Source organism: Bosea sp. (in: a-proteobacteria) (assembly GCF_023953965.1).
In the GTDB taxonomy this organism is placed as follows: Bacteria; Pseudomonadota; Alphaproteobacteria; order Rhizobiales; family Beijerinckiaceae; genus Allobosea.
Window position 1 is genome coordinate 414494 of record NZ_JAMLIX010000002.1, and the last position, 18723, is coordinate 433216.

General features: G+C 65.6%; 20 protein-coding genes and 1 tRNA gene. 5 read left to right on the top strand and 16 right to left on the bottom strand.

Features of this window, described 5'->3' with window-relative positions; genetic code table 11:
- Positions 1 to 213 precede the first annotated feature (213 nt).
- On the top strand, positions 214 to 852 hold the full coding sequence (locus tag M9917_RS17050; RefSeq protein ID WP_297255675.1) for a hypothetical protein: 639 nt from the start codon (positions 214 to 216) through the stop codon (positions 850 to 852).
- Between the two features lie 254 nt (positions 853 to 1106).
- Here the strand turns inward: M9917_RS17050 and istB are convergent, their stop codons facing one another.
- The 4 genes from istB to M9917_RS17070 are packed head-to-tail and all read right to left on the bottom strand — an operon-like array spanning position 1107 to position 5399.
- Positions 1107 to 1970 (bottom strand): IS21-like element helper ATPase IstB, encoded by an 864-nt coding sequence (istB, locus tag M9917_RS17055; protein ID WP_465246306.1) that lies wholly within the window; start codon positions 1968 to 1970, stop codon positions 1107 to 1109.
- A complete protein-coding gene (gene istA, locus M9917_RS17060) occupies positions 1967 to 3466 on the bottom strand; it encodes an IS21 family transposase (RefSeq protein WP_297250232.1) in 1500 nt (499 codons plus the stop codon). The genes istB and istA overlap by 4 nt, the downstream gene beginning before the upstream one ends.
- Before the next feature lie 44 nt (positions 3467 to 3510).
- A complete protein-coding gene (locus tag M9917_RS17065; RefSeq protein ID WP_297255677.1) occupies positions 3511 to 4989 on the bottom strand; it encodes a bifunctional DNA primase/polymerase in 1479 nt (492 codons plus the stop codon).
- Positions 4986 to 5399 (bottom strand): hypothetical protein, encoded by a 414-nt coding sequence (locus M9917_RS17070; RefSeq protein ID WP_297255679.1) that lies wholly within the window; start codon positions 5397 to 5399, stop codon positions 4986 to 4988. The genes M9917_RS17065 and M9917_RS17070 overlap by 4 nt, the downstream gene beginning before the upstream one ends.
- A gap of 231 nt (positions 5400 to 5630) precedes the next feature.
- Here M9917_RS17070 and M9917_RS17075 point away from each other — a divergent pair, with 231 nt between their 5' ends.
- The gene (locus M9917_RS17075; protein WP_297254662.1) at positions 5631 to 6842 is read left to right on the top strand and encodes an IS256 family transposase; all 1212 of its coding nucleotides are present in this window, start codon (positions 5631 to 5633) and stop codon (positions 6840 to 6842) included.
- Between the two features lie 76 nt (positions 6843 to 6918).
- Here the strand turns inward: M9917_RS17075 and M9917_RS17080 are convergent, their stop codons facing one another.
- The 12 genes from M9917_RS17080 to M9917_RS17135 all read right to left on the bottom strand — a co-directional run bounded on the left by M9917_RS17080 (position 6919) and on the right by M9917_RS17135 (position 14050).
- Positions 6919 to 7233, bottom strand: coding sequence for a winged helix domain-containing protein (locus M9917_RS17080; protein WP_297255681.1), 315 nt, complete (start codon positions 7231 to 7233; stop codon positions 6919 to 6921).
- A complete protein-coding gene (locus M9917_RS17085; protein ID WP_297255683.1) occupies positions 7233 to 7367 on the bottom strand; it encodes a hypothetical protein in 135 nt (44 codons plus the stop codon). The genes M9917_RS17080 and M9917_RS17085 overlap by 1 nt, the downstream gene beginning before the upstream one ends.
- Positions 7368 to 7435: 68 nt before the next feature.
- On the bottom strand, positions 7436 to 7630 hold the full coding sequence (locus M9917_RS17090; protein WP_297255685.1) for a helix-turn-helix domain-containing protein: 195 nt from the start codon (positions 7628 to 7630) through the stop codon (positions 7436 to 7438).
- A gap of 96 nt (positions 7631 to 7726) precedes the next feature.
- Positions 7727 to 8752, bottom strand: a complete 1026-nt coding sequence (locus tag M9917_RS17095; RefSeq protein ID WP_297255687.1) for a hypothetical protein — start codon at positions 8750 to 8752, stop codon at positions 7727 to 7729.
- Positions 8752 to 9996, bottom strand: a complete 1245-nt coding sequence (locus M9917_RS17100; protein ID WP_297255689.1) for a tyrosine-type recombinase/integrase — start codon at positions 9994 to 9996, stop codon at positions 8752 to 8754. The genes M9917_RS17095 and M9917_RS17100 overlap by 1 nt, the downstream gene beginning before the upstream one ends.
- Before the next feature lie 164 nt (positions 9997 to 10160).
- Positions 10161 to 10236: transfer RNA gene (locus M9917_RS17105), tRNA-Phe, on the bottom strand.
- Positions 10237 to 10356: 120 nt separating this feature from the next.
- The gene (locus M9917_RS17110) at positions 10357 to 10683 is read right to left on the bottom strand and encodes a hypothetical protein (protein ID WP_297255690.1); all 327 of its coding nucleotides are present in this window, start codon (positions 10681 to 10683) and stop codon (positions 10357 to 10359) included.
- Positions 10684 to 10808: 125 nt separating this feature from the next.
- Complete coding sequence (locus M9917_RS17115) at positions 10809 to 11039, bottom strand: hypothetical protein (RefSeq protein WP_297255692.1); 231 nt, start codon at positions 11037 to 11039, stop codon at positions 10809 to 10811.
- A 50-nt stretch (positions 11040 to 11089) separates the two neighbouring features.
- Complete coding sequence (locus tag M9917_RS17120) at positions 11090 to 11485, bottom strand: response regulator transcription factor (protein ID WP_297255694.1); 396 nt, start codon at positions 11483 to 11485, stop codon at positions 11090 to 11092.
- Between the two features lie 143 nt (positions 11486 to 11628).
- Positions 11629 to 12933, bottom strand: coding sequence for a histidinol dehydrogenase (gene hisD / locus M9917_RS17125; RefSeq protein WP_297255696.1), 1305 nt, complete (start codon positions 12931 to 12933; stop codon positions 11629 to 11631).
- A complete protein-coding gene (locus M9917_RS17130) occupies positions 12930 to 13151 on the bottom strand; it encodes a hypothetical protein (protein ID WP_297255697.1) in 222 nt (73 codons plus the stop codon). Before M9917_RS17130 ends, hisD begins: the two co-directional genes overlap by 4 nt.
- Positions 13152 to 13159: 8 nt before the next feature.
- Positions 13160 to 14050 (bottom strand): MurR/RpiR family transcriptional regulator, encoded by an 891-nt coding sequence (locus M9917_RS17135; RefSeq protein ID WP_297255699.1) that lies wholly within the window; start codon positions 14048 to 14050, stop codon positions 13160 to 13162.
- Positions 14051 to 14255: 205 nt separating this feature from the next.
- On the opposite strand from M9917_RS17135, the gene M9917_RS17140 reads away from it, so the two are divergent.
- From M9917_RS17140 to M9917_RS17150, 3 genes are read left to right on the top strand one after another with little or no spacing between them, the layout of a single operon-like run.
- The gene (locus M9917_RS17140) at positions 14256 to 15581 is read left to right on the top strand and encodes an aspartate aminotransferase family protein (RefSeq protein WP_297255701.1); all 1326 of its coding nucleotides are present in this window, start codon (positions 14256 to 14258) and stop codon (positions 15579 to 15581) included.
- Between the two features lie 8 nt (positions 15582 to 15589).
- Positions 15590 to 17059 carry a M81 family metallopeptidase gene (locus M9917_RS17145; RefSeq protein WP_297255703.1) on the top strand — a complete coding sequence of 490 codons (1470 nt, stop codon included), beginning with the start codon at positions 15590 to 15592 and terminating at the stop codon, positions 17057 to 17059.
- 42 nt (positions 17060 to 17101) lie between these two features.
- Complete coding sequence (locus tag M9917_RS17150) at positions 17102 to 18682, top strand: ABC transporter substrate-binding protein (RefSeq protein WP_297255704.1); 1581 nt, start codon at positions 17102 to 17104, stop codon at positions 18680 to 18682.
- Positions 18683 to 18723: the final 41 nt, after the last annotated feature.

An 18723-nucleotide genomic window follows, 5' to 3' on the forward strand; every position in this document is an offset into this window, starting at 1 on the left:
TTTTGCCGATCGCGCATTTTCGACCGCCACAGAAAACCGGGAGAGCTCTCCGGATTTCATTCTTCGCTACATCATTAGGAACGCTATCCAGGTTTGCTAACCGGGAGAGGAAACATAGGTTTCGCGCTGCCCCGGCCGAAGCCGACGTGGCGGACTGTTGATGGAACGCTCGCGATCTCCCAGGCTGAGGATGGTCATGGGAGTCGCCACTGAATGGATTGGTCAGCTATCACGCGAGCGGAATGGATATCAGGCGTCTCCGCGCTGATCTCGCTCGTGGCGGCGAGTTACACTTGGCGCAATTTTCGCCTAGCGGCTCGGAAGGAGCAGCGCGAGATCAATGCGACAAAGCCGATCGTCGAGCACTACATTGAAAGCTACGGCGACCTTCCTGATGAGTTCGTTGGTGTTCGATTGGTCGTTCGCAATCGCGCGAGCCATGCCATGCTGATCGAAAGCATCGCCTCCGCTCATCCGAAACGCCTGCGAATATTCAATCACGATCTCCTGCCGATCGTCGATGATCGGACGGGCCGCAGAGACAGTGGCGATGAGGCCTATCGGCTCGCTAGCGCCGCATCCGTGCCGATCGACATCCATATCGATCCCAACAGCGTAGGAAGTTTCAGCGCCCTCGTACGGCTCTTGGAGCCAACCGAGAAAGCGATGCTCCGCATCGATGTTTCCGAGCGTTTGGCGGAAATCCGTCGACTCCAAATAACAGTGACGATCACGTTGCCTGACGAGGCCATTAAGGCTGCAAAGACACTCCTTTCTGCCGACAGATTGAAGGCCCCACTGCATTCGGCCGCCGCTGCCGCAGCGCCTGATGTGGCCGACCGGCGAAGCTGACCGAGAGAAAGATGCCTGTGGGTCGCAACCGGAAGTGGTTGACGCTACGGCCGACGCATCCGAGCGTGAGAAGGAGTGGCAATCGGATCTGACCGGGTGCAGTACGTGTTGTTTCCGCTGAGAGCAGTGGTTGTCAACGGCGGTCGGATTCCAGGCCAGCGTGGCGGAGTAAAAGCAGGCCACTGGCGTTGAGGGTGGCGGATATGGCAGGGGCCCCGATCGGGGCCCCTGCCATATCGCGCTGTCGGGATTGATCAGGGGATGATCTCGCCGGTTTCTGGATCGGCTTCGTTGGCGGTGGTCTGTTTTTGCCCCGCCGCGGCGGAGGCGCGCCGGCGGCCGGCCGATTGTTTGAGGCGGTAGCTGTCGCCGTTCATGGCGAGGATGCTGACGTGGTGGGTCAGGCGATCGAGCAGCGCGCCGGTGAGGCGCTCCGATCCCAGGACGGACGTCCAGTCCTCGAAGGGCAGGTTCGAGGTGACGATGGTTGAGCCGCGCTCGTAGCGTTGCGAGAAGATCTCGAACAGGAGCTCGGCGCCGGTCGGCGACAGCGGCACATAGCCGAGCTCGTCGACGATCAGCAGCTTGACCGCCTGCAACTCGCGCTGGAGCCTGAGCAGGCGCTTCTCGTCGCGGGCTTCGAGGAGCTGGTTGACCAGCGAAGCCGCCGTCGTGAAGGCGACGGAGAAGCCCTTCTGGCAAGCGGCCAGCCCGAGCGCGAGGGCGACATGGGTCTTGCCGGTGCCGCTGTTGCCGAGCGCGATGATGTTCTCCCGGCGCAGGATGTAGCCGCAGCGCGCCAGCTCCAGCACGAGCATCTTGTTCAGGCTCGGGATCGCCGTGAAGTCGAAGGTGTCGAAGCTCTTCACCGCTGGGAAGCGCGCCGCCCGGATCCGCCGCTCGACCGTGCGCCGCTCCCGGTCGATCAGTTCGAGCTCGACCAACCGTAGCAGGTAGCGGGGATGATCGACGCCGTCGCGGGAGCATTCCCGTGCCACCTTGTCGTACTCGCGCAGGACGGTTGGCAGCTTCAGTTGCTTGAGGTGGTGCGCCAGCAGGACCTGCGGCGTTCCAGCGGTCGTGCCCGCCGGCATCGTCTCTTTCCCCGAGCCCGTCATGCCGCGGCTCCCGGCAGGAGCACGGCGTAATCGGCCGCCGAGGTCGTCTTCACCGTAGTCCTCGGCAGATACGGATAGGCCGCCAGATCCAGACGGGCCGGGCGCCGTTCCAGCCGCGCCAGCGCGATCAGCTTCACCGCATCGAAGCCGATCGCGCCCAGCCGGATCGCCTCGCCGACGGCGAAGCTCACGACCTCGCGCGGCAAGGCCTCCAGCAGCCGCAGCACCTGGATGAACTCGCGCTTGCCGCGATTGCCCATGCGCGCTTCCAGGAGATGGCGCAGGTGCTGGAAGGCCTCGGGCAGGTCCCAGCCCTGCAAGGCCGCGGCCTGGTCGAGGGCGTTCGGCTTCTCCTCGATTAGCGCCAGATAGTGCAGCGGATCGGAGACGAACACGCCCGTCCCGTAATTGCGGGGATGGCGGGCAATCTCCTCGCCCCGGCACAGGATCACGACCTCCTCGACGAAGCCCTTCACCACCACGTCCTGGAAGCCATAGGCCGTCGGGACCGAGTAGTCGTTCGACCGATATCGGACCAGCGCCGTCGACGAGACCCGCGCACCACGCTTCTCGCACGGCTCCAGCGGCACTGCCGGCAAAGGGCGCAAGACCCCGAGATCGGCAACAAGCCGCTCTCCGATCGTCTGGGCATGCCGGCCGGCCCGCTCGTCCTGTCGCCGGCGGCAGCGCTCGGCCAACATCGCGTTCAGTTCGGCGAAGCTCGCCGCCAAAGGGATCGGCGTCATGAAGTTCGAGCGGGCATACTTCACCAGCCCCTCGACCTTGCCCTTGTCATTGCCCTTGCCCGGGCGCCCGAACCGATCCCGGAACAGATAGTGGCTCACCAGCTCCGTGAAGGCCCGCGTCCGCTCGCGCCGGCCATCGCCGCAGATCTTCGCCACCGCAATGCGGGTGTTGTCATAGAGGATCGACAGCGGCACACCGCCGAAGAAGCCAAAAGCCGAGACGTGACCGTCCAGGAACGCTTCCGTCGTCTCGCGCGGATACGCCTTCACGAAGCAGGCATCCGACTGTGGCAGGTCCAGGCAGAAGAAGTGGATCTTCTGCCGCACGCCGCCGATCACCGCCAGCGCCTCGCCAAAATCCACCTGGGCGTGACCGGGCGGATGGGCCAGCGGAACGAAGGTCTCGCGGCCCCGCGCCCGGCAGAGCCGCACATGGTCCTTCACCACCGTGTAGCCGCCGGCAAAGCCGTGCTCGTCCCGCAGCCGCTCGAAGATCCGCTTCGCCGTATGGCGCTGCTTCACCGGAGACGCCCGGTCTCCGTCCAGGATCGCCTCAATCACCGGCAGCAGCGGACCGAGCTTCGGCTTCTCGACCGGCTTCGTGCGCGTGTAGCCCGGAGGGATCGAGAACCGGCACATCTTGGCGATCGTTTCGCGGCTCAGCCCGAACACGCGAGCCGCTTCCCGTCGGCTCTGCTTCTGATTGAAAACGAAATCGCGAACCGCCGCGTAGACCTCCACAGCGAACATCCCCGCCGACCCCGAAAGGGATCAGCCTATCCAGTGGACGACTTTTACGCCGCCCGCGCCCGCACAAACGCAGGCGCTTCACTGGATGGTTTTCTCACCGCCCTGCACAGCAGCGCCTCATACTCCGCCATGGCCTGCGCGTATTCGCGATAGAGCGCGGCGTCGAGGCGCAGCAGCGGCCGAACCGCCTGCGACAGGACCGGTGATTTTTTCGTCGACGGATCACCGATCAGCGCGATCCAAAGCCGGGCCGATTCCGTCCAGCTCGTATCGTGCTGCTTCACCTGCAGCTTGATGCTGTCCGGGATGGCGGCGGCGCACACCGCCAGCGCCGCGCAAGCCAGGCCGCCGGGATCGGCGCCCATCATCTCGCCCTGGACGTGCGCGAACTCCTCGATCGCCGCCGGCAGCAACCCGGCCGGGAGCGCTGGTGGATTGAACTTGCCCCAGATGTCGACCGGATCGGCGTCCGATGCCGGAATCCGTGTTTCATCGACCGAGACAAGCTTCAGTTTCGGCTTCAACCGGCTCAGGTCGATATCTGGCTCAGGATGCGTCTCGGCCCACAGGGCATCGTAGTCGATGGCCAGCCGATCGCAGAGCCACCGTGCAGCCGCAAGCGAGTCGGGAACAATGCCATGGTCGACCAGCGCCGATATCGGACTGCTGGCCTGCTCCGTCCCGAAATCCTGCACCCCCTCGGGATGAAACGACAGGCGCTCTTGCAAGTTTCGGCCGAGGTCGCGTGAGCTGATGCTCCACGCCCCTGTGCCGGGCTGAAATATCGCCTTCGGAAATGCGATCGGTACCCATTCACCAAGCCGACGCAGCGCCTCACCCTTAATACGGGTGAAGAAGTCCGACCTGCTGTCGCTAATCGTTGTTGATTCCCCGGAAGTGGGGGGCGCAGACGATCGACTAGACGGTTGCGGTTCATGCGCCTTCGTTGCGGCCTTCGCATTAAGCAGCGCCTGATGCAGCCATCCCGGCATGTCGGGAATGGCGTCCATCTCGATCATTGCGAGATAGCCATCGCCTTCCGGCTTGTAACTGCGGCCGTCGAGATGCGTCGACCCTTCGGCAATGATGTAGCCCTTGCACTTGATATCGATGCCCGGAAGGATCGACGTTGTGTCGGCAAGGTTGCCGGGGTCTTTGAACATGACATGCCGGCCACCGGAGGGCGTCTCGATAGTCGGCCAGTCGCGCGGGTCATCACCGTTCGCCCACGCCAGTTCGTTCAGCGTCGCGACGCCGTCAGGCTTTCCGGGCTTCCGGTCACAATCGACGACAAGCCATCCATTTGTGATCGGCGAGATCGCGACGATGCTATCCGGCCAGCGCTGGAACGCCTGCCTGATCTGCCGTTCGTCCGTGGTCGCGCCGGCGCCCTTCCACATGACGCCTGGGCGCGGCTTCTTCCCCTGTTCGTCGAACGGATACCGCTCAGGAGCGCAAGGGAAGACCGGGATTCCCAGCGTGGCGAGGCGCAGCGCGACAGAGAGATTGGGATTGTCGCTCATGTGGCAGGCCTCGAAGGCTCCTGCCCCCATGCGACCAGCAATCCCCGCTCGCCCCAATGGTTTGCCCGCAAGGTCGCATCGTCCTGCGATATCCCCTCGACATCGACGAAGCTCTGACCAACGCCGTCAATGACGACGACGTCGCATTTCCCGTCCGCGCGGCATTGGATGATGCACCTGCCGAGGCGCTCAAGCTCCGCGACCAGCTCGGCCGCGGCGGACTGGAACTCGCCGCACCATTCGCTCGGCAATACTGCCGGCCAAATCCCATGCCCGGAGCCGATCTGCCAGTCGTGATTGGTCGACGTTGCGAGATTGGGAGCGCGACGCCGGCACTCGCCCATTTCGACCGGAACATGATTGGTGATGCGCTTGCCCGGCACAGGCTGCGGGACATGCAGCACCTTCACCGCCAGGTTCGTGACCTTGCCGTGGTAGAAGGCGCAGTTTCGGCAGGTGCGCCTGGCGACCTTGCTGTCGATGAGGTAGCGTCCGAGGACGTGGTGTAATTTCGGGGAGCGCTTTCGGTGGAAACAGCGGTGGAGAATCCGCTGCGTTTTTGGCCAAAACCGGTGTGGGCACCGGGTCCGTTTGAGAAGGTGGAGTTGCAAGACTTCGACCTGACCGAAACGGAGAACCCGATGACCGAGGACAGATTAGCGCTTGCCGAGCTTTCCGCGAAGAGCGGCGACCCTGATTTTCTGCGCGCGATCGCCGAGAGCGTGCTGCAACTGATCATGGAGGCCGATGTCGATGGCCTGATCGGGGCTGGGCGATACGAGCGCGGCGAAGCCCGGCAGACCTGGCGCAATGGCTACCGTGACCGGACGCTCGACACCCGGCTGGGCACGCTGAACCTGAAAATCCCGAAGATGCGCAGCGGAGCCTACTTCCCCGGCTTCCTGGAGCCGAGGAAGACGGTGGAGAAGGCGCTGGTCGCCGTCATCCAGGAAGCCTGGATCAACGGCGTCTCGACCCGCAAGGTCGATGAACTGGTGCAGGCCATGGGGATGACGGGCATCTCGAAATCGTCGGTGTCGAAGCTGTGCAAGGACATCGACGAGCGGGTGAACGCCTTCCTCAAGCGCCCGTTGTCCGGCGACTGGCCCTATCTGTGGCTCGACGCCACCTATCTGAAGATGCGCGAGGGTGGGCGTATTGTCTCCGTGGCGGCGATAATCGCGGTCGCCGTCGATACCGACGGAAAGAGGGAGATCGTCGGCCTTCACATCGGCCCGTCCGAAGCCGAGCCGTTCTGGACCTCGTTCCTGCGCGATCTGGTGCGCAGGGGACTGACCGGGGTCAAGCTGGTCATCTCGGATGCCCATGAAGGGCTGAAGGCGGCCCTTGTCCGCGTGCTCGGCGCGACATGGCAACGGTGCCGGGTTCATGCGATGCGCAATGCGCTGGCCTACGTTCCCAAGGGCCAGCACACCATGGTCGCCGCCGCGATCCGGCAGGCGTTCATCCAGCCCGACCACGACAGTGCCGTGCAGACCTGGCGGCATGTCGCCGACCAACTCCGCGCCAGATGGCCGAAGCTGGGAAGCTTCATGGATGATGCGGAAGCCGATGTGCTCGCCTACATGGCCTTCCCCGCCCAGCACCGCTCGAAGCTGCACAGCACGAATCCGCTGGAGCGGCTCAACAAGGAGGTGAAGCGCCGGGCCGATGTCGTCGGCATCTTCCCGAACGAGGACAGCATCGTCCGCCTGATCGGAGCCGTCCTGCTCGAAGCCAACGACGAGTGGCAGCTTCAGCATCGATACATGCAGGTCGAGGCCATGGCGGACCTCAACACACCGGCGATCGAGGACGAAAGGCCCCTTCAGATTACACCAAAGGCCGCCTGATCATGACGGCCCGGTCCCACACCCGAAATTACACCACATTGACGGACGCTATCGTCGATGACGGGAGGAGCTGCGTTCATGCTGCCACTCCGACGCCGTCGCCATAGTCGATGTGCTCGATCTGGACGGGCGTGCGCAGCGTGTAGATCGCGTGCTCTCCGGTCGTGTGCTTCTCGTAATCCGTCTCGATCGCGAGGTTCATCTTCGACCGCAGATCGCAAACATAGGCCGCGAGTCTATAGGGCGCGCCTTCCGGGAAATCGAACGCCCGCAGGCCCTGGTCGCCCTTCTTCACGAGCAGGAGGAGCGTCATCGCTTCCCGGCCGACCGGCAGAATTGCCGAACCGTCAGGAAGGCGCACGACGAGCTTCGGATATCCACGACGTGCCATCAGCGCACCTCCTGCGGCCCGATCCCGGCGAGATCGGCGATCAGGGCGGCGACATGATCGGAAAGACCGAAGCGCCGCCGCAATGTGGCGATGACAGGGGCGATGGTGTATTGGTCGGGAAGGACAGCCGCCAAGCAAAGTCCATTCCCGAGGTCGGCACTCTCGCGAGTGACCGGCCTCGATTGTTTGCGGGCCATAGTGCTTACGCAGCCTCCTTCACGGGGAGGCGCGCGAGCCACGTTTTCAGGTCCTCGGCGGCAATGAGAGTGCGCCTGCCGTACTTGCGCATCTTGATGCGGCCGGCGCCGATCTCGGCATACAGGGCAGTCAGGCCGATGCCGATGGATTGGGCGGCCTGCTTGGGCGAATAGGCCAGGAGCTCCGGGTTGCGATCCATATCTTCCTCTTCGCTGGCATTCGGGTGAACGCGGTGGGCGATGCGAGGAAGCTGATACTGTTGAGAATTCGCGGGAAGCCCTCCGCGATTTATTGGCTATTCGATTAGGTTCGGCGATTTCTGGCTCGGCGATTTCCGTTTCCGACCGGGTTTGCCTTTCCGAGGAAACCCCGCTCGCTCGCGCCCGGCGCCTAAGACTTTGGTTTCGAACGCGTTACGACTGATGCCGCCAACGTCGGCTTGCACAGCCGCATAGATTTCCTCCTTCGTGGCATCATTGTTTTGCCGTAGCAGCTCAGCCGAGCGGTCTATAGCCCGAGTGATATTCACCATCATTGTCGGTGAAGCGGCACCGGCGGTCGCAGTCGAACATGACGAGGCCGGCAGCCCCACGCTTAGCAGAGACGGCGCGATTGCAGATTGAAGCGCATCGTCCAGCCGTTTTTCGGGCAGGAAAATCCAATGAGACCCATCTCGGGAAGATGCGGCCCCTGGATACATGCTGGCATTGCGTACCCTAGCTCGAAGCGTATCGAGGGATGGCGCCATCCAGTCGTCGGGGGCTGACGCCTGCCAGTCGCCCCCTTCCTGTCTCATGATGAACGGCTGAATTTTGCGCTCGAAGATCGCATCGTAGAGCCAACGGGTCGCGGCCAGCACTTTTTCAATGCCGGGCTGAATTTTTCGATTTCGAGCGTCGACCCGCTCCTTCAACCGATCCCATTCCCCATCCTGAAACGGGAACGCTTTCGGTGTGATGAGCTCTGGCTTTTTGAAGTGCCGTTGCCAGCCGGGATGAACGAGAGCGAGCGGTGGTCGACGCGCGCCATCGTCTGGAGCCGAAGCCAGATCTGTTTGAGATTGGGGCTCTGGGGCCGGCGTCGATCGCCTCCTTTCTCCCAGAACCATCCACTTCGCCCAATCGAGCGTGGCCGGGTCCGCCTCTACGGGATCGGCGGGCAAGAATGGCCAAAATTCGTTCGCGCCGAGATCATCCTGCCACGCATCGCCATACAGACGGCGCCCGATCCGATTGAATGCCGGAACGAGGAATAGATAGCCAGGCGGTGCCAATGGCCAGCGCCTCTCGTTCTCCCAAATATCTTCGGAGGCATCGTCCATCACGACACTGCCTTTCCCGTCGACGCAGCGGCATCTGTCTTCCCAGCCTGCCAAGCGTCGAGCTGATCGGCCCACCACTGCGCCATCTTCACCCGCTCATCCCAATATTCGCCGCGAGCGTAGACCCGGCGAACCTTGTTCGGCTCCTCGTGGGCAAGGGAGCGCTCGACGGCATCGGCGTGCCAGAGCTTCGATTCGTTCAAGAGCGTCGAGGCGGAGGCGCGGAAACCGTGTGCCGTGGCCTCGTCCTTCGAATACCCCAGACGTCGCAGCGCTGCGTTCAGCGTGTTTTCGCTGATCGGCTTCTGCCATGTCCGCAATGATGGGAACAATAGCGCCTTACCGCCCTGTTCCCCGATGTCGGCAGTGAGCGTCCGCAACTCCTCGAGCAGGGCGATGGCCTGCCGGGGCAGCGGTTTGTAGTGCTCGATCCGCATCTTCATCCGCTCAGCCGGGATCAGCCATTCGCAGAGCTCGAAATTGAACTCCTGCCAGCGGGCCATGCGAAGCTCGCCGGGACGCGGATAGAGGAGCGCCATGAGTTGCAGGGCTATGCGCGTCGTCGGCTGCCCGTCGAGCCCATCTATGGCACGCAAGAGCGCCCCGAGCGCCTTGGGCTTAGTGACCGCGGCATGGCTCACCGTGACCGGTGGCCGGATCGCTCCGCGCAGCGCAGCGGTCGGATCACTGGCGACGAGGCTATCGATGATGGCCGCCCGGAACACTTCACCGATCGTGGAGCGCAACCGCTTGGCGGTTTCCAGATTGCCCTTATTTTCGAGCTTCCGGAGAACGGCCAGGATTTCGATGCTGCTGATTTCGCCGATCGGGCGCTTGGCGAGGTCGGGGCGGGCCAGGCTCAACAGCCAGCGGACCTTGTCGACCGTGGCCAGCGCCTTGCCGGCCTTCTCCTTCGCCTCGATCAGCATGTCGGCGCGGATGCCGAAGGTCGCGCCTCGCGCGACCGCCTCGGAGAGCTTGTCGACCTTCTTCTGGGCCGAAGGGTCCTTGCCGTCGCGCAGGAGCTGCTTCGCCTCCTCGCGCTTCTGACGTGCCGTCTTCAGGTCGATCGCAGGATAGGTGCCGATGGAGAGCTTCTTCTGCTTGCCGTCGAGCCGATAGGCCAGGCGCCAGAGCTTCGATCCGTTCGGCGTGATCCAGAGCTGCAGCCCCTCACCATCGGACAGCTTCACCAGCTTGCCGGTGGCCTTGGCGTTTCGGATTGCACTGTCCGTAAGGGCCATCTGTTGGCCTCGAATATGTTGGCCTTGGTCAGGAGCCAACAGGAAGGCCAACATTCTTCGCGACTGTCAACGGTCACCCACGAACGCCAGTGAACGCCAAACATGAAAAAACCGGCCGTTTTGGCCGGTTTGTGAACGTCGGCGAACGTGAGCGAATGGTAAAATGGTGCCCAGGGGCGGAATCGAACCACCGACACTGCGATTTTCAGTCGCATGCTCTACCAACTGAGCTACCTGGGCGAACCGGGATCGGCGTGGGGCCGTCCGTGTTGGTGGGGGCGATATAGAGGCCGCCGCCCGGCCTGTCCAGTCACTTTGGCCGGCTTTCTTCATCGCTGCGCCGCCCGCAGCCGGCGCGGTTCAGGATGCCGCGGCCTCCCGCCATGTGCAGCCGCCCATCACAGCGGCGAGGCGATCGATGGCTGCGAGCGCCGTGAGCCGGGCCCGTTCCGATTCGGCCACCGGGGCCTGGCTGTAGAGCAGCTTGGCGAAGCCGATGACGGTGTTGACCACCCGGAACGAGGCTTCCTGCAGGTCGGAGGATTCGTGCAGCACCTCATGGAGGTGCGCGACATGGCTTTCCGCGCTGTCCTGCAGGGCCTTCGCGTTGAGGACCCCTGCCTTGAGCACGTCGGCGCGCAACGTTTCGATCTCGCGCCCGAGCAGATCCCTCACCTTGTCAGCCATCGATCCTCCAGCGTCGAAGATTGCAGTGGTCGGCTAGAACACAGATTACCATCGAAGCGGCCGGGTTGCAGCGTGAAGCCGGCCGTTTGGTTAGCCGTTCCTTTCGCCCGGCGGTCGGGTTAGGCTCAGTCTTTGGGATCCTGTGCGATCGGCGTTTCGGCGGGGCGGAAATGCTTGCCGCGGACGATGCGGACCAGGGCCCGCACCAGGGCGCCCACGACGATGACGAGCGGCAGAGCGATCACGGCGTTGCCGTCCAGAGCCAGCCAGATCGCCAGGCCGCAGCTCGCGGCGATCCCGAGGGCGAGCAGGAGCTTCATCCGCGTGAGAATGGCCCCGTCGTCGGGATCGGACAAGGCCGGCCCGCGAAAGATGCCCGCGCTTGCCGGCAGCCCCTCGGGGTGGATCAGCCCTGCTTCTCGTCTTCGATGAGAGCCATGAGCTTCCTGAAATCGACGGGCTTGGTGACGTAGCCGTCCGCGCCCAGCGCCATCGCTTCCTCGATGTCGTTCGAAAGCGCCTTGCCCGTCACCATGATCACACGCGTCTGATTCGCGGCGCCTCGCAGATGCCGCAGCACGTCGAGGCCGGGCATTTCGGGCATCATCCCGTCGAGCAGGACGGCATGGAACCGCCCCGTCTCCAGGAGGGAAAGGGCGGACTTGCCGGTTTCGGCGGTGGTGACGGCGAATCCCTGGCGCGCGAGCCGGCGACTGAGCATGTCCCGGCTCATCGGGTCGTCATCGGCGATGAGGATATGTCGCCTGGTAGCGGGCTCGGCCGTCATGATGTCCTGTCCCATGCCGCCGTCCCGCACGCGCGGCTTCCGGAACCGGCCTTGTCGCGGAATGCCCGCTTCTTCTCCGCAGGGGCAGATCCCTGTAGGGGCTTCCCGTGCGTAAGACAAGAGCGCCGGATCGTATCGGGCTCCGCTCTTTTACCATTTCATTTGGCGGGTTGGGCGTATGGGATATTTTTGTTACCGAGTTTTCTGAGCCTGATGTTGGCTTGTTCGGCGTGTCCTGCGAAGCCTTCGAGGATGGACAGGCGCGAGCAGTATTCTCCGATGGCGACGCTGGCCTCGTCGGTGAGGATTTTCTGGAAGGTGCAGGTCTTCATGAACTTTCCGACCCACAGGCCGCCTGTGTATCGGGCGGCGCCCAGCGTCGGCAGGGTGTGGTTCGTGCCGATGACCTTGTCGCTATAGGCGACGTTGGTGCGGGCGCCGAGGAAGAGGGCGCCGTAGTTGCGCATGCGGTTCTTGAAGAGGTCTGGGTCGCGGGTCATGACCTGGACATGCTCGGATGCGATGCGGTCGGCCTCGGCGACGAGCTCGTCCTCGTCGCAGAGGATGACCTGTCCGTGGTTTTGCCAGGCCCTTGCGGCGATGGCTGCGGTGGGCAGGATGGTGAGCAGGCGCTCGATCTCGGCGATGGTCGCGCGGGCGAGCTTTTCCGAGCTTGTCAGGAGGATGGCGGGCGAGTCGGGTCCGTGCTCGGCCTGGCCGAGCAGGTCGGTGGCGCAGATCTCGGGATCGGCGCTGTCGTCGGCGATGACGAGGGTCTCGGTGGGGCCGGCGAAGAGATCGATGCCGACGCGGCCGAAGAGCTGGCGCTTGGCCTCGGCGACATAGGCGTTGCCGGGGCCGACGGGCATGTCGACCGGTGTGATGGTCTGCGTGCCCACGGCCATGGCGGCGACGGCCTGGACGCCGCCGAGGCAGTAGATCTCGTCGGCGCCGGCCAGATGCTGGGCGGCGACGATGGCGGGCGCCGGCTTGCCCTGGTGGGGCGGGGCGCAGGTCATGATCCGGCCGACGCCGGCGACCTTGGCGGTGATCACCGACATATGGGCCGAGGCGAGCAGCGGGTACTTGCCGCCCGGCACATAGCAGCCGACCGAGCCGACGGGGATGTTGCGGTGGCCGAGGATGACGCCCGGCCGGGTCTCGACCTCGAGGTCGAGCAGGCATTCGCGCTGCCTGTGGGCGAAGTTGCGCACCTGCTCCTGGGCGAAGCGGATGTCGGCGATGGCGCTGGCGGGAAGCTCCGACAGGCAGGCGTCGATCTCCTTGCGGGTCAGGCGGTAATCGCTCCGGTCCCAGCGGTCGAACCTGACCGAGAGCTCGCGCACGGCGGCGTCGCCGCGGGCGGCGACGTCGGCGATGATGGCCTCGACGGTGGCGGCGACGGCCGGATCGCCGCCCTGGCCGGCGGCGGGGGCGGCGGCTTGCTTGAGCTGGCGTATCATGAGGCGGCTGCTCCTTGTCGCGGGGCGGCGGGACGCCCGTCCCGGTCCGGCTTGAGGCGAACCGTGCGGCGCACGATCAGGCGCCCCGGCTCGCGGTGGAAGACCGCCGGCCGGTCGGGCGCGGCGAGGCTCTGGCCGAGGATGCGCAGGCTCGCCTCGACCATGCGGCGGCGCTGCTGGCGCACGGTGGTGAGCTCGATCCCCGACCAGCCGGCCATGGGGATGTTCAGATCCTCCGGCGCGGAATGGCGCTCGCATAGGTGTTGAGGGACAGAAGATGCCGGTCGGCGCGCTGCAGCGCCTCCAGCGCGGCGGCCCGGTCCTTGTTCGCCAAGAGGCCGCAGAGCACCTCGGAGATGGCGAGCGCCGGCGCCAGCGTATGGAAGAAGCTCTGACTCTCGGTCGAGCAGAGCACGGCGTGGTCGGCGATGCCGACCAGCGGCGAGACCTCGCTGTCGGTGATCGCGACGATGCCGAGCCCCTTCTCGCGCGCGAGTTGCGCCAGTTCGAGGCTGTGCAGGGCATAGGGGTTGATCGAGATCGCCAGCAGGACGTCGTCCTTCCCCGCCCGGATCAGCCCGTCGCCGACCGTATCGGCAGGCCCGTCGAGATGGACGCTCTTCTCGCCGAGCAGTGCCATCACATAGTGGAAATGCCAGGCGACCGAATGGCAGGAGCGCAGGCCCAGCACGAAGATGCGCCGCGCCCGGGCGAGCCGGTCGGCGGCGGCCGAAAGGCGCTCCAGCGAGGCGGGCTCGGCCAGGCGCGCGATCTGGGCTGCGAGGCCCTGCAGCATGCGGCGCGACAATTGTGCCGCCGCCATGTCCCTGTCCTCCTCGCCATGCTGCATCGCGCGCGCCGCGAAGCCGTCGACGCGCAGGCGGATGGCCTCGGCATGATGGGCGCGGATGTCGTCGTAACCGGCAAGGCCCAGGAACTTGGCGAGCCGTGTCATCGTCGAGGGCTGCACGCCGGCATTGCGCGACAATTCGCGCATCGAGACCAGCGCGACCTCCTGCGGATGCTCCAGGATGTAGCGCGCCGCCTGGCGTAATTGCGGCGGCATGCCGTCGAAGAGGCTGACGATGTGCTCGCGCAAGGGATCGGCCTGCACCATCTGAATCACACCTTCCTGCCCGGATACGGCTTTCCCGCTTGTCCCACGGCGACCGGCGCGGTTGCAACGGATGTTCTTTTGCAACAGATCACAAGTCAACTGTTTCTGATTTGTATTCTATAAAACAAATGTTGCATCATTTGACGGGACATGTCATGAGACGGCCGCCGCGGCGGCCATGTCCGCGCCAATCCGGGAAGCTGAGATGACCAGGATCCTCCATCGTTCGATCGGCGGCCGCCTGCCGCGAGCTGTCGCGGGGCAGGGCGTCTTCATCACCGACGCGGAGGGTCGCAGCTATATCGACGGTTCCGGCGGCGCCGCCGTCTCCTGCCTCGGCCACGGCGATCCGCAGGTGATGGCCGCGATGCGCGCGCAGATGGACCGCATCGCCTATGCCCATACCTCCTTCTTCACCACCGACGTCGCCGAGGAGCTGGCGGAGCGGCTGGTCGGGCTGGCGCCGGAGGGCCTCGACTACGTCTATCTCGTCTCCGGCGGCTCGGAGGCCGTCGAGGCGGCGATGAAGATGGCGCGGCAGTATTTCGTCGAGATCGGTGAGCCGCAGCGCCGCCACTTCATCGCGCGCCGGCAGAGCTATCACGGCAACACGCTCGGCGCGCTGGCCGCCGGCGGCAATGCCTGGCGGCGCGCGCAGTTCCAGCCGATCCTGCCCGAGACGCATCATGTCTCGCCCTGCTACGCCTATCGCGACCAGAAGGCCGGCGAGACGCCTGAAGCCTACGCCGCCCGGCTCGCCGACGAGCTCGAGGCCAAGATCCTGGAGCTCGGCGCGGAAGAGGTCATCGCCTTCATCGCCGAGCCGGTGGTCGGCGCGACGCTCGGCGCCGTCGCTCCGGTCGCGGATTACTTCGCCCGCATCCGCCGCATCTGCGACAAATACGGCGTGCTCCTGATCCTCGACGAGGTGATGTGCGGCATGGGCCGAACCGGCACGCTGTTCGCCTGCGAGCAGGAGGGCATCTCGCCCGATATCGTCACCATCGCCAAGGGGCTGGGCGGCGGCTACCAGCCGATCGGCGCGGTGCTTCTCTCGGAGACGATCTACCGCGCCTTCGCCGAGGGCTCCGGCCTGTTCCAGCACGGCCACACCTATATCTGCCATCCGATGGCGGCGGCGGCGGCGAACAAGGTCGTCGAGCTGATCGCGCAGCCGGAGATGCTGGAGAACGTCCGGCTGATGGGCGAGCGCCTGCAGGCCGGGCTCGACCAGCGGCTCGGCCAGCATCCCCATGTCGGCGACATCCGCGGGCGCGGCCTGTTCCGCGGCATCGAGATCGTCGCCGACAGGCAGACCAAGGCGCCCTTCGACCCGGCGCTGAAGATCCATGCCCGGATCAAGACGGAGGCGATGGCGCGCGGCCTGATGAGCTACCCGATGGGCGGCACCATCGACGGGCGGCAAGGCGACCACGTCCTGCTGGCGCCGCCCTACATCATCAGACCCGAGGAGGTCGACCAGATCGTCGAGCGGATCGGCGGCGCGATCGACGCTGCGGTCAAGGGCTGATCGCCGCCATGACGCTGCGCATCGCTTTCGCCGGCTTCAATCTCGAATCGGTCACGGCCGTTCCGCAGATCGTGGAGCTGGCGGAGTTCGAGCGCGTCTGCGTGCGTGGCGCCGCGCTGACCGAGCGTTTCCGCGGCACCAACACGGTTCCGGGCGGCGCCCTGCAGATCTGCGAGGCGCAAGGCGCGGAATTCGTGCCGCTGTTCCATACGCTGCTCGGCGCGCTCGGACCGACCGCCGACGAGGCGGTCGCGCATTATACCGCCGAGATCATCGACGGCGTCGCCCGCAGCGCGCCCCTCGACGGCGTGATCCTGTTCCTGCACGGCGCCTGCTGGGCGCCGTCCTACCGGGACGTCGAGCGGCATGTCATCGATGCGCTGCGCGCCGCCGCCCCGTCGCTGCCGATCGCGGTCGCGCTCGACTATCACGGCAATATCGACCGTGAGACGCTGCGCGGCGCCGACATCGCCGTCGCCTACCGCCATTCCCCGCATATCGACATGGGCGAGACCGGCGAGCGGGCGGCCCGCGCGCTCCTGAGGCTGCTGCGCGGGGGCCGCCGGCCCGGCCTCGCCGTGGCGCGGCCGGATGTCGTCATCCCCTCCATCATGTCGGCGACGGCGCTTCAGCCGCTGGCCTCGATCATCGCCGAGGCGCGCGCCACCGAGGCCGCCGGCGACTGCGACATCTCGATCATGGCCGGCTTCTCCTATGCCGACAGCGCCAATACCGGCATGTCGGTGATCTGCCTCGACTGGGCGGGGCAGGAGGTGGCGCAGGCGAAGGCTGACGTCTTCTCGGGCCGGCTGCGCGCGGCGCGCCATGCCATCGCGGCCGCGATCCCGATCCTGGGCGCCGAGGAAGCGCTCGCCGACATCGCGCGCCGGCCCGCCGGGGGCCGGCCGATCGTGCTGCTCGAGCATGCCGACCGGATGAACGATTCGACCCATCTGCTGCGCCTGCTGCTGACCCGCGACGTCGGGCGGGTCAATGTGCCCTTCCTGCTCGATCCCGAGACCGCGGCCCAGGCCCATGAAGCGGGCGAGGGGGCAGAGATTGCGGTCAGGCTCGCCGGCAAGACGGCGCCGGAGACCGGCGGGCCGCTCGAGGCCGTGGCGCGGGTGATCTGGTCGGGGCCGAAATCCTTCACCGTCTCCGGGCGCTATCAGCGCGGCTCCTTCGTCGATCTCGGGCTGACGGCGCTCCTTCAGATCGGCCGGGTCCGCGTCTCGGTGGTCTCGCATTTCGCCTTCGCCGTCGATGGCGACCCGTTCTTCATCTTCGGCGAGCGGCCGGAGGATTACGACGTGATCCTGCTGCGCTCGAAGACCCATTTCCGCGATTACTACGAGCCGATGGCCGACCGCATCCTGGTGGTCGACACGCCCGATCTCGGCCCCGCCGACGTGCGGCTGATTCCGTACCGGCAGCTCGACACGGCCGGGGCCTATCCGTGGAGCGACGCTCCCGCCTGACGACGCCGACCAACCAGATCAATCACGCGAGAGGGGATTACAATGACGTTTCGATTCAAGACTTTCGGGGTTGCCGCGCTGCTCGCGGGCTCCGTTTACGCGATGCCGGCCTTTGCCGAGACGACGCTCAACGTCGTCATGCAGGCGCCGCTCAGGACGCTCGACCCGATCCTGAGCACCGCGCAGATCGTGCGCACGCACGGCTTCATGGTGTTCGACACGCTGCTCGGCATGGACGCCAAGTACGCTCCCCAGCCGCAGATGGCCGACTATGCCGTCTCCGCCGACAAGATGACCTATACGCTGACGCTGCGCGACGGGCTGACCTGGCATGACGGCACCCCGGTCAAGGCCGAGGACTGCGTCGCCTCGCTGAAGCGCTGGGCCGAGAACGACGGCGCAGCCCGCACCATGATGGCGCATGTCGCCTCGATCGAGGCGACCTCCGACAAGGTGCTGGTGATCAAGCTCGCCAAGCCCTTCGGGCAGGTGCTCGAGCTTCTGGCCAAGCCCTCGCCGGTGCCGCCCTTCATGATGCCGAAGCGCCTCGCCGAGACGCCCGCCGGCAAGCAGGTGACCGAGATGATCGGCTCCGGCCCGTTCCGCTTCGTGGCGGATCAGTATCGCCCGGGCGACCAGGCCGTCTACGTCAAGAACAAGGACTACAAGCCGCGCTCCGAGCCGATGAGCTGGACCGCCGGCGGCAAGGTGATCAATGTCGACAAGGTCGTGTGGAAGGCGATGCCGGACATGCAGACCTCGATCAATGCGCTGCAATCCGGCGATGTCGACCTGATCGAGCAGGTGACGATCGACCTGCTGCCGCTGCTCAAGGCCAATGACGAGATCAAGACCGGCGCCATCAATGCGCTCGGCAGCCAGGTCACCGGCCGCTTCAACCACCGCCTGCCGCCCTTCGACAACCCGAAGGTCCGCCAGGCGGCGATGTTCGCGCTCGACCAGGACCAGCTGATGCAGACCGCGATCGGCGACAGCGAGTATTACAAGCTCTGCGCCTCGGTCTATGGCTGCGACGTGCCGCTCGCCTCCGATGCCGGCTCGGAATTCCTCAAGGGCGACGCCAAGGAGCGCATGGCCAAGGCCAGGGAGCTGCTCAAGGCTTCAGGCTATGACGGAACGCCGGTGCTGATGATGCAGCCGACGGACCTCACGATCCTCTCGACCCAGCCGATCGTCGCGGCCGAGCGGCTGCGCGAGGCCGGCTTCAAGGTCGATGTCGTCTCGATGGACTGGGCGACGCTGCAGTCGCGCAAGAACGGCTGGCAGCCGGTGGCGCAGGGCGGCTGGAACATGTTCTTCACCTATTGGGGCGTCTCCGGCATCTGGAACCCGACCGTGCATGCGATGCTCGACGGCTCGGGCGCCGATACCGCCTGGTCGGGCTGGCCGAAAAGCGCCCGCGTCGAGGAGCTGCGCACCGCCTATCTGACCGCCGCGACGCTCGACGAGCAGAAGAAGATCGCCCGCGAGATCCAGCAGATCGCCTGGGACGAGGGATTCTACTACAACGCCGGCGAATTCCAGGCCGTGGCCGCCTGGCGCACCAGCCTGAAGAACCTCCAGCCCGGTCCGATCACCCTGTTCTGGGGCGTCGGCAAGTAAGCCGCGCGGGCCGGGCGGCGATCCGCCGCCCGGCCCGACCG

Bases quoted from the DNA above. Each gene is read 5' to 3' on its own strand.
- M9917_RS17050 (WP_297255675.1), top strand. From the start codon at position 214: ATGGATTGGTCAGCTATCACGCGAGCGGAATGGATATCAGGCGTCTCC.
- istB (WP_465246306.1), bottom strand. From the start codon at position 1,970: ATGACGGGCTCGGGGAAAGAGACGATGCCGGCGGGCACGACCGCTGGA.
- istA (WP_297250232.1), bottom strand. From the start codon at position 3,466: ATGTTCGCTGTGGAGGTCTACGCGGCGGTTCGCGATTTCGTTTTCAAT.
- M9917_RS17065 (WP_297255677.1), bottom strand. From the start codon at position 4,989: ATGAGCGACAATCCCAATCTCTCTGTCGCGCTGCGCCTCGCCACGCTG.
- M9917_RS17075 (WP_297254662.1), top strand. From the start codon at position 5,631: ATGACCGAGGACAGATTAGCGCTTGCCGAGCTTTCCGCGAAGAGCGGC.
- M9917_RS17080 (WP_297255681.1), bottom strand. From the start codon at position 7,233: ATGGCACGTCGTGGATATCCGAAGCTCGTCGTGCGCCTTCCTGACGGT.
- M9917_RS17090 (WP_297255685.1), bottom strand. From the start codon at position 7,630: ATGGATCGCAACCCGGAGCTCCTGGCCTATTCGCCCAAGCAGGCCGCC.
- M9917_RS17095 (WP_297255687.1), bottom strand. From the start codon at position 8,752: ATGGACGATGCCTCCGAAGATATTTGGGAGAACGAGAGGCGCTGGCCA.
- M9917_RS17100 (WP_297255689.1), bottom strand. From the start codon at position 9,996: ATGGCCCTTACGGACAGTGCAATCCGAAACGCCAAGGCCACCGGCAAG.
- M9917_RS17110 (WP_297255690.1), bottom strand. From the start codon at position 10,683: ATGGCTGACAAGGTGAGGGATCTGCTCGGGCGCGAGATCGAAACGTTG.
- M9917_RS17120 (WP_297255694.1), bottom strand. From the start codon at position 11,485: ATGGGACAGGACATCATGACGGCCGAGCCCGCTACCAGGCGACATATC.
- hisD (WP_297255696.1), bottom strand. From the start codon at position 12,933: ATGATACGCCAGCTCAAGCAAGCCGCCGCCCCCGCCGCCGGCCAGGGC.
- M9917_RS17130 (WP_297255697.1), bottom strand. From the start codon at position 13,151: ATGGCCGGCTGGTCGGGGATCGAGCTCACCACCGTGCGCCAGCAGCGC.
- M9917_RS17135 (WP_297255699.1), bottom strand. From the start codon at position 14,050: ATGGTGCAGGCCGATCCCTTGCGCGAGCACATCGTCAGCCTCTTCGAC.
- M9917_RS17140 (WP_297255701.1), top strand. From the start codon at position 14,256: ATGACCAGGATCCTCCATCGTTCGATCGGCGGCCGCCTGCCGCGAGCT.
- M9917_RS17145 (WP_297255703.1), top strand. From the start codon at position 15,590: ATGACGCTGCGCATCGCTTTCGCCGGCTTCAATCTCGAATCGGTCACG.
- M9917_RS17150 (WP_297255704.1), top strand. From the start codon at position 17,102: ATGACGTTTCGATTCAAGACTTTCGGGGTTGCCGCGCTGCTCGCGGGC.